A 13,913-nucleotide genomic window follows, 5' to 3' on the forward strand; every position below is an offset into this window, starting at 1 on the left:
TTTGAATTATGGTCAGATATGATTAATCTTTAAATGGACTCAGCCTAAAAGGTCGATCATTTTAACCATTTTCGTCAGCAATTATGTTAAAGAAGATATGTTTCTTCTATAAACTAATGATTTAGCATATAGTTAAAAAAAGTCCATCAGACCTCGAAGGTCTTTTACTTTGACAATAAGAGAGGGATACAACAATGCCAAGTGAAATACAACATTTAGAAGTAGATATTCCGATTGAGGTGATTTGGGACTTTATTAGGGACGAAAATAATTGGGCGCCACTTTTCCCAGGTTATATTCAACATGAAAAAATAAATGACCGACAAATCAGCTGGGAATTTAAAAGCGACCTTGGCATCATGAAAAAAAAGGTCACGCTCGTAATTGATATTAAGGAGTGGAATGAACCAAGGAAGGTATGCTTTGAATTGAAACGCAAGAACGAAAAGTATATTGGTGAAGGATATTTTGAAGCTAGAGCACTTAATAAAAATAAAACTCGGGTGTCAGGCTATCTCGAAATAAATGCAACAGGGCCAATAGGAACGTTAGCAAATTCGCTTTTAAAAAAAGCGATCCAAATAAATGATGAAGAAGTGGCAGTTGCTATCTCATCAAAGTTGGAAGAGTTTAAAAATAAATAAAAACTCAAAGTCGCAACCCTCGATAAACCGAGGGTTGCGACTTTTTTTCTATTATGATGAAAAATTAAGCTTATCTTAAGCATCGAATGGTAATCTAATTTCAAATTCCACCAATCAAATAGAAATGAGGAGGAAAAGTTATGGTTACAAAAGGACCAATAAAACGACTAAACGCCGTACTTATTGTCTCAATGCTTGGAATGGGAATAAGTACTTACATACCAATTGCATATGCTGAAGGTGCTGACATTCAAGAAAATCAACCAATGAACACCCTATCAAAATTAGAAATTGAAGGAGTCAAATTAGACAAGGATTTTTCAGTTGGTGTAAATGAATATTCAGCGACTGTAGAAAATGACGTTCAAACCATTAACCTGCATGTTGAAAGTGGTAAACCGGATTCTTGGATCATGATTAACGGTGAATCTGCTGCAAGCGGAGCCACAATTGCTTTATCGCTTAAAACAGGTAAGAACAGCTTTCTTATCTCTGTAATGGATAGCAGCAATCCAATAAATACCTACACTCTTACCGTAATAAGGAAGCAAAATGTTAATAATCTACTGCAAAATATTAAACTATCAACTGGCCAACTTTCACCTGCTTTTTCTTCCGCTGTTACAGAATATACTGTCAAGGTTACAAATGATACATCTGCTATATCAGTCTTGCCAAGTGCTGTTGAAAAAACATCTACGATTGAAGTAAATGGGGCGTTAGTAAAAGAGGATGGTGTATTAGTAAAAATTCCAACTGGAAAGTCTGACATTATTATTAACGTTACTGCAGAGAATGGAATTAAAAAGATCTATACGATAGTAGTAGAACGACCAGAAACAACTGCGTTAAATACAGATTTTTCCATTCTGAATGGTAGGACTAATTCATTCAATTCTGCCACTCAAATGCAAGATCCCGTTAATGTACAAAAAACAAGTAAAGCAACACTCTCTTCTCTAACAGTTTCTGAAGGGACTTGGGACAGTACTTTTTCTTCAAGTGAGTATACCTATCATGTGGCAGTTTCAAGTAATACTAAGACAATTATAATTAATCCAACTGCGAGTTACAGCAGTTCTAGGATTTTAATTGAAGGCAGCAACAGTAAAACAATCCAGTTGGAAGACGACAATAAAACAATTATTTCAATTGTCGTATCAAACAGCGATGATGACCGGAAAACATATGTATTGGTATTTGACAGAAATGAATAACATAGAAAAAAAAACAATTTTGCATGATGAGAACCTGCCTTTTGTGTAGGTTTTTATTTGTTTTTTTTCAGTATTAAGTGATAAAGTAAGTTAAATACTGCACAAGATGCGTTAAGATATGGTATATTTATATATAAAAATTTAGCGAATCTTTTGAATTGTAGGAAGGTGATTAATTTGGTAGCAGAATTGAAAGTAAATGACAGCAGTCTTCCATTGCGTCGAGATGTAAAATTACTAGGTAAAATGCTAGGAGAAATTCTTGTTAATCATGGTGGCGAAGAACTTTTTGAAAAAGTTGAAAAAATAAGGCTAATGTGTAAAACACTTAGGACTCATTTTGACCAAGAGGTGTATAATGCCTTAAAAGACGAGATTGCCTGCTTAAGCTCGCCAATGAGGAAACAAGTCATTAGGGCATTTTCAATGTATTTCCATTTGATCAATGCGGCAGAGCAGAATCACCGAATTCGGAGGCGCAGACAGTATCAGCTTCAAGACGACAACATCGTTCAACCAGCCTCGATTGAGAGTGCAATTTTAAAACTTAAAGAAAACGAGATTAATGACGAGTTGATTCAAAATGCACTGAATACATTGTCGCTTGAACTAGTCATAACCGCCCATCCTACAGAAGCGACAAAACGCTCAATTCTAGAAATTCAGCAGCGAATTGCAGCATTATTAAAACAACTCGATCATCCGTTACTTTCGAATAGAGAGCAAAAAAAGATAGAAGAGAGCTTGTTTAACGAAGTTGCTATATTATGGCAAACAGATGAATTGCGTGAGCATAAGCCAACCGTTCTAGATGAGGTTCGTAATGGATTGTATTATTTTGATCAGACCCTTTTTGAGGTCCTTCCTGAAATTCATCAAGAGGTTGCAGAGTGTCTTGAAAAGTATTATTCGAACACTTCTTGGGAGGTTCCAAATTTCCTTCGTTTTGGCTCATGGATTGGCGGTGACCGAGATGGAAACCCGAATGTTACCCATGAAGTAACGTGGGAGACATTAGAAAGACAGCGAAGGCTTGTCTTAAAAAAGTATAAAAATGTTTTAGTTGATTTAATGAAACGATATAGCCATTCAACGACCAGGGTTAAGGTCAGTGAAGAGATTCTAACATTCCTTAATGAAAAAGAGGATTTATATTTAAATGAAGAGAGAAAATGGCCTATTAAATCTGAAGTATACCGTCGTGTTTTTGCGGTAATTATTGAAAGAATACGGCAAGTCGGCAAATCAGACTTAGGCTATCAGGCAGCGGATGAATTATTAGCCGATCTATTCATGATTAATAACAGCTTAAAACAGCATCATCCAGCGGCACATGAATTACAAATTATTCAAAAGCTAATCAGGCAAGTTCAGCTGTTTGGCTTTCATTTAGCCACACTGGACATCCGTAACCATAGCGGTGAGCATGAGTCAGCCATTACAGAAATATTGCGCAAAGTCCGGATAACTGAAAATTATGCTACGCTTTCTGAAGAGGAAAAGGTAAAAATATTACAAAATATCCTCATGGATCCGCGCCCGCTTCTTTTATTAAATGAAGATTATTCAGCTGAAACACAGGAAATGATTAAAGTGTTCCAAATGATTAAAGCTGCTCATGAGGAATTTGGAAAACGCTCGATTAGTGTTTATCTTGTCAGCATGACAAAATCACCGAGTGACTTGTTAGAGGTTCTGGTTTTAGCAAAAGAAGCCGGTATCTACCGACTCCATGCAGATGGAACATTGGAAAGTCATTTACATGTGGCACCCTTACTGGAGACAATTGATGATTTAACGGCAGGTCCAGCCATCATGGAAACTCTTTTCAAAATGCCTGTTTACCGGAATCATTTGCAAATCATGGGTAACCAACAAGAAATAATGCTTGGGTACTCAGATGGCAGCAAAGATGGTGGGACGTTAACGGCCAACTGGAAGCTGTATAAAGCGCAAATTGAAATTCATGACATGGCAAAAAGATATCAGATATGCCTTAAATTCTTTCATGGAAGAGGAGGCTCCTTAGGAAGAGGAGGCGGTCAATTAAATAAAAGTATCCTTTCTCAACCAGCGGAAACAATCGGAGATGGTGTTAAAATTACCGAACAAGGTGAGGTTTTGTCTTCACGGTACCTACTTGAGGATATTGCTTATCGGAGTTTGGAACAGGCGACCTCTACCTTACTTCTTGCTGCAGCAAATGTCTCAAAAGAAGCGGAGAAAGGGCATTTACGTAAAAAAGTTTGGGAAGAAGCCATTGAGGAAATTTCTAGTTTCTCCCTTACTAAATACCAATCACTTGTTTTCGGGGATCCTGATTTTCTTACCTATTTTAATGAAGCTACACCATTAAAAGAACTCGGCGATCTTAATATCGGTTCAAGACCGATGAGTCGTAAAAATAGGGGAAGATTTGAGGACTTAAGGGCCATTCCATGGGTGTTTGCCTGGACACAGAGCCGCCAGCTGCTTCCTGCATGGTATGCTGCAGGTACTGGTTTAGGCAGCTATGCTGCAAAAAGTGAGCAAAATTTTCAGCTTCTACAGCAAATGTATGAAAAGTGGCCGTTCTTTCAATCAACCATAGATAATCTTCACATGGCTTTGATGAAGGCAGATATTACAACGGCGAAAGAATATTTATTGCTTGTTGAAGATAAAACAATTGCCGAAAGGATCTTTGCCAATATTCTTGAAGAGTATGAAAAAACAAAAGCAATTCTTCTCAAAATTACCGGTGATAAAGAGTTGCTCGATCACACTCCAAACATTAAAGACTCAGTATATAGGAGAAATCCATACGTGGATCCGCTAAACTTTTTACAGGTGGATCTCATTAAAGAATTACGGAAACAGGATGGGGCGAATGAAGAACTCTTAACAGAAGTTCTCCTCACCATTAGTGGTATTTCTGCAGGATTACGGAATACTGGTTGATAAACTATAAAAAGCGATAAACTCTTACAAAAGAGATTTATCGCTTTTTTTTATAAGATTGACAGCAATTGTTATTTAATAGCTTACCTTCATTGGTTAAAGTGAATTTTGAACTTTTTGTGAATTATTAGAAAATGAATGGGTGTTCATTCATTTTTGTGCAAAATTCGACATTATTCGATTAAACCAACATGATATATTTTAGCCAATAGATAAATAAAGGAGTGAATTTAAAAAGGTTGTCACTGCTGAAAGAAGCCTAATTCGTATTAACATGCGAAAGATTACTGATTCTGGAGGGGATTATTAATGGCTGTAAAAGAAAAAGTGGTGCAAGAAAAGCATTTAGTTCCGGCGATGATTGATGCGTTAGCCACTAACGCTGAAAGGGCACTTGGAGAATTTCGCTGCTTCAGCCAAGAAATGGTTGACGAAATTGTGAAGCAGATGGCTCTAAAAGCGCTTGAAAATCATAAGTATTTAGCAAAATTAGCAGTAGAAGAAACAAAAAGAGGGGTATACGAAGATAAGGTTTTCAAAAATATGTTTGCTACTGAGTGTATCTATAACAATATTAGGGATATGAAAACGGTTGGCGTAATAAGTGAAAATGAAAATGAGGGTATAGTTGAGATAGCTGAACCAGTCGGTGTTATTGCTGGAATTATTCCAATTACAAATCCAACTTCAACTATTATCTTTAAATCGTTAATTTCACTTAAAACAAGAAATCCAATTATCTTTGCATTTCCTCGTTACGCTCAAAAATGCTGCACAATAACAGCCGAGCTGCTAAGGGAAGCAGCAATTAAGGCTGGCGCTCCTGAGAATTGCATCCAGTGGATTGAAATTCCTTCTCATGAAGCCTTTCAATCATTGATGAAACATTCGAAAATTTCACTCATCCTTGCAACAGGCGGACCTAACCTAGTTAAAGCTGCCTACAGTTCAGGAAAGCCAGCAATTGGTGTCGGTGCTGGAAATGTTCCTTGTTATATAGAAAAATCAGCCGATATCAAACGGGCTGTCAATGATCTTATCTTATCGAAAACTTTTGACAATGGTATGATCTGTGCTTCTGAACAGGCTCTCATTATAGACAAAGAAATTTATGATGAAGTAAGGCAGGAATTGATAACGAACAATTGTTATTTCCTAAATGATGAAGAACGACAAATGGTTGAGCAGATTACTATAGATCCAAAACACACCACACTTAACCCGATGATTGTTGGATTGCCAGCTTATTTGATTGCAAAAATGGCAGGAATAAATGTTCCTATAAATACTAAAATCCTTATTGCAGAATTAGACGGTGTAGGTCCGAAATATCCCCTCTCCTGTGAAAAATTAAGTCCACTTTTAGCCTGCTATAAGGTTAATAGTTTTGCCGAAGGTTTACTAATTGCTGAAGAAACACTGGAATACGGCGGACTTGGGCACTCTGCAGCGATCCATACAGCTGACCAAAATTTAGTAGATATATTTGCACTTCGGATGAAAGCAGGCAGAATTATTATCAATACTCCATCAACCCATGGTGCAATTGGGGATATTTATAACACATCATTACCGTCCTTAACAATCGGATGCGGGACGTATGGAGGGAATTCTGTGTCACAGAATGTGGGGGCAGCCAACTTAATAAATATCAAAAAAGTTGCAAAAAGGAGAAATATGACGCAATGGTTTAAAGTACCGTCACAGATTTTCTTTGAACAAAATTCTATCCAAATGCTTTCTAATGTTCCAGGAATATCGAAAGCGTTTATTGTTACAAGCGGAAGCTCAATGAAAAATGGCTATGTGGACAAAGTCCTATATTATCTTAAAAGGAATGGTAGAAATATTCAGTGTGAGACTTTTTCAGACATTGAACCTGAGCCAAGCATTGAAACTGTTATGAATGGTACCGAAAGAATGAGTAAGTTCATGCCAGATTGCATCATTTCCCTAGGTGGTGGTTCCGTAATGGATGCAGCAAAAGCGATGTGGCTATTCTACGAGAATCCTGATACTGATTTTCATAGCTTAACGCAAAAATTCTTTGATCCAACTAAGAGAGTAGTGAAATTTCCAGATCTTCACGGAAAAGCGAAATTTGTAGCGATACCAACCACATCAGGGACAGGTTCAGAGGTAACTGCTTTCTCAGTAATAACAGATAAAAAGACCAATATGAAATACCCGCTGGCAGATTTCCAACTGACACCTGATATTGCGATTGTTGATCCACAGTTTGTCATGAGTGTTCCGAAGCATGTTACCGCTGACACCGGAATGGATGTACTGACACATGCAATAGAGGCGTATGTATCGGTTTTGGCTAATGATTATACGGACGGGCTGGCCTTAAAAGCAATTCAGCTTGTATTTGAATATTTACCAAGGGCTTACCGGGACGGCAGCGATGAACTAGCCCGCGAAAAAATGCACAATGCGTCAACTATTGCAGGAATGGCCTTCGCCAACTCATTCTTAGGAATCAATCATAGCCTTGCCCATGTACTAGGTGCCGAGTTTGCTATTCCTCATGGACGAGCAAATGCCATCCTTTTACCGCACGTAATCCGTTATAATGCGGTAAAACCTAATAAATTCATGACATATCCTAAATACGAACATTTTATTGCGGATGTGCGTTATGCGGAAATTGCTAAAATGCTTGGGTTACCTGCAAGCTCAACTGAGGAGGGTATTCAAAGCTTAATTAAGGCAATTATTGCCCTAGCAGGAAAAGTGAATATTCCAATGAGTATCGAAGCAAACGGTGTTAATAAAGAAGAATTTGAGAGGAAAGTGGTCGAACTTGCTGAACATGCATTTGACGATCAGGATACCATCGCAAATCCAAAACAACCATTTATTAGCGAACTGGCCGAAATCTATCGTCAAGCATATTTGGGTGTATAAGATCGCTTTAAAAATAAAAATTAAGACTCAGTTCCCTGGAACTAATTCATAATAGTTAAAAATGTAAGTGATTAATTTAGATTAATAATCTTTTTTTGCAATAACTATTTGTTGGTTAAAAGGATAGTGGAATAATCGAATCTTTTGTGAACATACTAGGTTGATTTGTCAAAATACATTGGATTTTCCACGAACCTTGTTGTATTTTGTTGTTATTTGACATAATGTTCTCCTCCTTAAACTTAATATTATGAAAATTGATGAAGTATGTCGAAATCGTCGCATTTACAAAAATCTTTTTTAAAACAATAATTTAAGTGGTTACAACATCTTCCAAGTTTAATAGTGTGAAAGATTTCACTTTGACTTATTTTATTGAATTTGGAAGGGAAAATAAGGAGGGGAAAAATGTGGTTTATCAAAAAAAGCCATGGTTAAAGTTTTATGATCCTAGAATTAGTGAGGATGTATCAATTGAGTATGATTCTTTATTTGACCTTTTAAAGCAGGCAGCAAATATTCATAATGACAAGCCTGCACTAACATTTTTTGGGAAATCGTGGAGCTATAAAGAATCTAAGATGATATCTGAATGGCTTGCAGCTTCATTATTTCGGATAGGACTTAAAAAGGGGGATCGGATGGCAATCATGCTGCCTAACTGCCCTCACTATATTTTAAGTTTATTTGCTGCATTTCGATTGGGTGGTATTACGGTTCAAGTAAATCCAATGTACGTGGAAAGAGAAATTGAATATGTTCTTAATGATTCCGGGGCAGAATACATGGTTGTATTTGAAGCCCTTTATCCTAGAGTAAAGCAGGTACGGCCAAAAACCTCGTTGAAAAAGATCATTGTTGTTGGTTTTAATGGTAACAGAATTCAATTAGATGATGGGGATCTATATTTTGAAGACTTCCTTACCCATGACAATGTGATTCCTGACATTCCAATTGACATATATGAGGATGTAGCAATTTTACAATACACTGGCGGAACAACAGGATTATCGAAAGGGGTTATGCTTACCCATCATAATCTATTGGCCAACATTATTCAGGTATGTGATTTTACTTATAATGCAGTCGATGAGAAACCAGAAAATTTTAAAATCGTTAGTGTCCTGCCAATGTTTCATGTTTATGGACTCTCCTGTAATGCACTATCGGGGATAAGAATTGGCTGTAACCAGCTCATCTTGCCTCGGTTTGATGTGAATGAGGTATTAGATCTTATTAAACGAGAGAAGCCATTTCAAATGACGGCAGTACCGACCATGATATTCGCTTTGAATAGTCATCCACATTTAGAGGATAGCAGCATTAGTGATATTTTTTATTTGAACAGCGGAGGTGCTCCTCTCCCTGTTGAACAGGTTAAAGCGTTTGAAAAAAGAGCAGGGACAAGATTATCAGACGGTTACGGACTTTCAGAAACTGCTCCGTCTGCCATTTCCACCCCGCCATTCCTTCCTCGTAAATTGGGAAGTGTTGGTATCCCACTACCGGGAACAGAGGCAAGGATCGTTCAAGAAACTCCTTCAGGTATTGTGGATGTATCTGTAGGTGAAGCCGGAGAATTAATCCTTCGTGGGCCACAAGTAATGAAAGGATATTGGAAACGTCCTGGAGATACAGAGATGGTGTTGAAAGATGGCTGGCTATTTACTGGGGATATCGCCAAAATGGATGAAGATGGATACTTTTATATATTGGATCGTAAGAATGATATTATTATTGCCAGCGGCTTTAATGTATACCCGCGTGAGATTGAAGAAGTGATGTATCAGCATGAAGCGGTGGAGGAAGCCATTGTTATTGGGATTCCAGACACATACCGCGGGGAAACAGTAAAGGCTTTTGTTAAGCTAAAACCAGGTGAAGCAATAACACCGGAAAAACTAATTGAATTTGCAAAAGAATATCTTGCGCCATATAAGGTACCAAAAGAAATTGAGATACTTGATGAGCTTCCAAAGTCGTCGGTCGGAAAACTATTAAGAAGAATGTTACGTAAAGAGCAAGAAAAAACTCAAGTATAAAACAAACCTCTAGAATAAGCACAATAGCTTACCACTATTCTCCACAGAACTACCACATAGAAAATCACCACTAATAAATACTAGATTTTGAAAAAAGAAGTATCTTCTATTTGGATTTTCATCATTGCAAAATAATATTTATCTTCTGCCAATAATGGAGGATCATATGCAATTATCATCCGACCAAGATCTAAGAAAACTTTACAAAAGAATAGAAGACGAAATTAATCGTAACATATTCTCTCAAACTAATTCGTTATTATTTATCAAGATGACTGGTGACGCTATTGAGGAACACTTAAATCACTTGGTGACTGCTAGAGAACTTACGAAACAATGGCTCGATTGTAATGGTCTTCCTACTAGGGATGACATAGGCGACCTAGCGAAAAAAATAATAGAGAATGAGAATCGTCTAGATCGGTTGGATGATACCCTTTATCTGGTATTAAAGAATATCAAAGCATATCGCAGACAAATGGCAGGACTGGCCTTGGATTTAGATGGAATTTCAGAATCATTCTACACTGAAGTGGATAGAAAACTGGCTGAAAGCTAAAAATCTATGTAAAAGGATGCGAGTAAAATGGTTGGAAAAAAGGAAAATGAAAAAGAATTAGTGAAAGAGACGAACACCAAAAAAAGAGTACTAGAAGTTGAAGCACCACAAGAAACTGAAGTAAAACCTACGGGAGAAGCAATGAAAGATAAGGTAGAAGAGCCAGTGCTTGAGTCAAACCCAGCAGCTGAGAAAGCTGCGGAAAAAGAAGAAAATGAGGACCAGCTTTCTAGCTTAGATATACTTTGGAGACACGCGTTTGGTGAGTTAGACGAATGGGCGAAGCGATCTGATTTTCGTGATGAAGTTTTCTTGAAAGAGGCAAAGCTTTTTGCTGAAAGTGTTCAGCGTAATCAAGGAAATGCGATTGAAATAGCTGCACAATTTTATCAAGAATTTTCTTCCTGGGAAAAGACGGCTAGAGAAGAATTTTTAATGTCAACTACCAGTCTGCAGCACTTTTTCCCGCTTAAGTCCTATGAAGATATAAATGCGCAAATTGATCAAATTCAAGAGAAAACAATGACGATTCTCGCAACCCCTTGTCAAATGATAGCAAGCAATCTGTCGATGGATAAATACCTTGAAATAATTGACCAATATATTGCCCTTCGTAAGAAAGGAAGGGAGCAGTATATTAATACCGTTAAGCAAGCAGGAAACTTAATTTATGAAAATCAAAAGGGCTTTGTTAATCTTTTTGCCAGACAAATTAAAACGGTGATGTTCCCATTAAATAAATACTTGGAAAAAACTGAAGAACTTACAAAATCATAATACTTAAGGGGCGAAGCGGGATGACTAAAGATAAAAATGATCCATTTGAAGGGTTCAAGCTAATTGGTGAAATGTGGGAAAAACAACTAAATGGTCTGTTATACATGATGACTGACAACAATGAGTTCGTCCAGCTCTTAAAGGTTGGTACAGAAAGCCATGCACGTTACATTGAGCTTTTAAGAAAAAATCAGGAGCTTATGGCAGGTGTAATGAATATACCAACGAAAAAGGATGTTGCTAATGTTGCAAAGCTTTCTGTCCAGACTGAAGAAAAAATTGATATTTTAGAAGAACAAATTTGGAATTTACAGGACAGTATAGGTTTATTAAATAAAGAAAATTTAGAGATGTTCCAAGAAGTGGTGAGTGTCGTCAAGCAGATGAAGCGTGAATTACAAAAAATGGCATTAGAAATTACCGAAACAAAAAAAATTCAGGCAGAACTTAAAGAACTTCGTCAAGGACTTGTAGATATTAAGATTATTCAGATCAATTTACAGGAATTACGGAAGGAAATGGAGGAAATCAAAGGCATTAAGACAGAGCTTAAGGGGGTGAATGATGCTGCAGACACGACAGCCATTCAAAAGGATTTACAAGAATTAATGCAAGAGGTTACCAAATTAACAGATATTAAAGCTGAAATTGCTACACTAAAAAAACTTTTCCAAAAAGGGAAGGTAAAAGATAAAGAGAAGGAAAAAGAGCTAGTCCTAACTGGTGCTGGCACTACTAAATCATAATGAAAGGAGCATATGAACATGAGTGCAAAAGCATCGGTTAGGAACTTTATTCAACACCTTGATATAGAAAAAGAAACAGCAAGGTGGAATCAAGTTTATAAAGTATTAACGGAACCAAAGCCGGACATTGTACCAACACCTAGAGAAATTATTTGGAAAAAGAATAAATCAACCTTATATTATCACCCTGCAAAAGAAAAAAAATATCAAGTTCCATTATTCTTGGTATATTCACTTCTGAATAAACCATATATTTTAGACATTGCAGAAGGCAGCAGTGTCGTAGGTGGTCTTACAGAACGGGGATATGATGTTTATTTTCTTGACTGGGGATCCCCTGGTTATGAAGATAGTGATATTACCTTGGATAATTATATTTTGGATTATTTAGAGAAAGCTGTTAAACGGGCATTACGTCATTCGGGAGCAAAGGAAATTTCGATGGTAGGATATTGTTTGGGAGGGACGATTTCAGCCATCTTTACTTCCATAACCAAACTACCGATAAAAAATTTAGTCCTTGCTGCAGTTCCGATTGATTTTAGTGTCGGTATTGTTCCAGATAAGTGGTTAAAAGGGCTTCAAAAAGGGCTCATTAACTTTGATCGCTTTTCCGATATTTATGGTGTCATTCCTTCTGAATATATGTATCTTATGTTTAGAGGCCTTTCACCAGTCTATATGAGTCCATGGATCAACTTAATCACCCGTGCTCATGATAAGGACTATGTTGAAAAATGGCGAAGGATGGACAAATGGACAAAAGACACTGCATCATTTGCAGGCGCAGCATTTAAACAGTTACTTAATGATTTGTATAAAGATAACAAGCTCTTAAAGGGAGAGCTTTGGATTGGGGATAGGAAAGTAGATTTAAAGAATATTACGTGCCCTGTTTTTGTTTTCTCAACTTCAAGGGACACGCTAGTATTGGAGCAGCAAAGTCTTCCGGTAATGGATCTTATATCTAGTGAAGATAAAACCTATGAGGTATTTGAATGCGGACATGTTTCATTAGCACTTACGGGTAGGTTTGCAATTTTTGCTGACAAATGGCTTTCAACACGTTCAAATAAAATTCAACAATCACTTGAATAATGAAAAGTAGGAGAAATAAATAATTAACGGGAAGATGGGTGGGGGCCCTTCCTTCCCGTTAATCATAAATTATACAGCAGTTTTTTGCTGATTGAGGAACCTTCGAAGGAGATGGTTAAACCGGTCTTTTGCTTCCAGTTTGGCAAGGTGACCGGTATTCCTCATTATAATAAATTCGGATTGTGGAATTAGTTTGTGCATGCATGCTTGAATCCAGACAGGTAAGACAGAGTCATACTGTCCGCCAATAATAAGGGTTGGAACATTTATCTTTGGTAATAAGGTCCGGTTATTGACTTCAAGACACATTTTCAAGGATTCAAGGAAAATTTGATTTTTTGGGCGAAAATAATGATAGAAAGTTTCCACCATATCTTTATTCCAGGAGTATAATGCCATACGTGCGATGAATTCTGCTTCGTTCCCTGCTGAAGTAACGGCTTCAAACTTTGCTTTTCGATTCTTAAAAAATAATCCCTTAAGCTTTTTAGGAAAAAAGTGGAATGTACTAACTAGCATGAGTGAGCGGCAGAGGTCGGGAGCTTGACGGAAGATTTCCTGTGCAACGGCTCCACCCATTGACAGACCAAGAATGTGAGCGCTTTCAATTTTTAACTCTTTTAATAAACCAATCAAGTCAGAGGCAAAGTTCTGAATAGAGATACCATCCGTTTTTAAACACTCCCCGTGACCGCGTAAATCAGGAATAATCAACTCAAATTGATCGGCTAATTCAAATTGGTTTTGCCATCCTTCTTTGACTTCACCCAAGCCATGGATTAGCACCAGTGGTTCCCCTTCACCTAAATGCAAGTAGGGTACTCCTAATTTGCTAACTTTAGCCTTTTCCATTTTACACCACCTTTCCATTTTAATTAGTTTATAACCAAGTTCACTAAATTGTAAACATTTAAATACTAAATTTATTTATATTTATTTTACATATTGACCAAATATTACTTATAAGTGTAAAATAC

10 protein-coding genes are annotated in these 13,913 nt (G+C 37.0%); 9 read left to right on the forward strand and 1 reads right to left on the reverse strand.

Annotated features, from left to right (window positions below; genetic code table 11):
• The first annotated feature begins 194 nt into the window (after window positions 1-194).
• The 9 genes from QNH20_RS08165 to QNH20_RS08205 all read left to right on the forward strand — a co-directional run bounded on the left by QNH20_RS08165 (window position 195) and on the right by QNH20_RS08205 (window position 12,936).
• Window positions 195-644: an SRPBCC family protein gene (locus QNH20_RS08165; protein ID WP_283922392.1), complete on the forward strand. Its 450-nt coding sequence runs from the start codon at window positions 195-197 to the stop codon at window positions 642-644.
• A gap of 140 nt (window positions 645-784) precedes the next feature.
• On the forward strand, window positions 785-1,861 hold the full coding sequence (locus QNH20_RS08170; RefSeq protein WP_283922393.1) for a cadherin-like beta sandwich domain-containing protein: 1,077 nt from the start codon (window positions 785-787) through the stop codon (window positions 1,859-1,861).
• Between the two features lie 177 nt (window positions 1,862-2,038).
• Window positions 2,039-4,801, forward strand: coding sequence for a phosphoenolpyruvate carboxylase (ppc, locus tag QNH20_RS08175; protein ID WP_481858057.1), 2,763 nt, complete (start codon window positions 2,039-2,041; stop codon window positions 4,799-4,801).
• A gap of 309 nt (window positions 4,802-5,110) precedes the next feature.
• On the forward strand, window positions 5,111-7,714 hold the full coding sequence (adhE, locus tag QNH20_RS08180; protein ID WP_283922395.1) for a bifunctional acetaldehyde-CoA/alcohol dehydrogenase: 2,604 nt from the start codon (window positions 5,111-5,113) through the stop codon (window positions 7,712-7,714).
• Window positions 7,715-8,124: 410 nt separating this feature from the next.
• Window positions 8,125-9,756 (forward strand): long-chain-fatty-acid--CoA ligase, encoded by a 1,632-nt coding sequence (locus QNH20_RS08185; protein WP_283922396.1) that lies wholly within the window; start codon window positions 8,125-8,127, stop codon window positions 9,754-9,756.
• 166 nt (window positions 9,757-9,922) lie between these two features.
• Window positions 9,923-10,315 carry a hypothetical protein gene (locus tag QNH20_RS08190; RefSeq protein ID WP_283922397.1) on the forward strand — a complete coding sequence of 131 codons (393 nt, stop codon included), beginning with the start codon at window positions 9,923-9,925 and terminating at the stop codon, window positions 10,313-10,315.
• A gap of 27 nt (window positions 10,316-10,342) precedes the next feature.
• Entirely contained in the window at window positions 10,343-11,092 is a 750-nt protein-coding gene (locus tag QNH20_RS08195; protein WP_283922398.1) for a hypothetical protein, read from the forward strand.
• Window positions 11,093-11,112: 20 nt separating this feature from the next.
• Entirely contained in the window at window positions 11,113-11,838 is a 726-nt protein-coding gene (locus QNH20_RS08200; protein WP_283922399.1) for a polyhydroxyalkanoate biosynthesis repressor PhaR, read from the forward strand.
• Window positions 11,839-11,856: 18 nt separating this feature from the next.
• Window positions 11,857-12,936: an alpha/beta fold hydrolase gene (locus tag QNH20_RS08205; protein ID WP_283922400.1), complete on the forward strand. Its 1,080-nt coding sequence runs from the start codon at window positions 11,857-11,859 to the stop codon at window positions 12,934-12,936.
• Between the two features lie 69 nt (window positions 12,937-13,005).
• Here QNH20_RS08205 and QNH20_RS08210 read toward each other — a convergent pair whose 3' ends face one another.
• The gene (locus tag QNH20_RS08210) at window positions 13,006-13,788 is read right to left on the reverse strand and encodes an alpha/beta fold hydrolase (protein WP_283922401.1); all 783 of its coding nucleotides are present in this window, start codon (window positions 13,786-13,788) and stop codon (window positions 13,006-13,008) included.
• Between the last annotated feature and the right edge of the window lie 125 nt (window positions 13,789-13,913).

The sequence above is a fragment of the Neobacillus sp. WH10 genome (genome assembly GCF_030123405.1).
Taxonomy (GTDB): Bacteria; Bacillota; Bacilli; order Bacillales; family Cytobacillaceae; genus Neobacillus.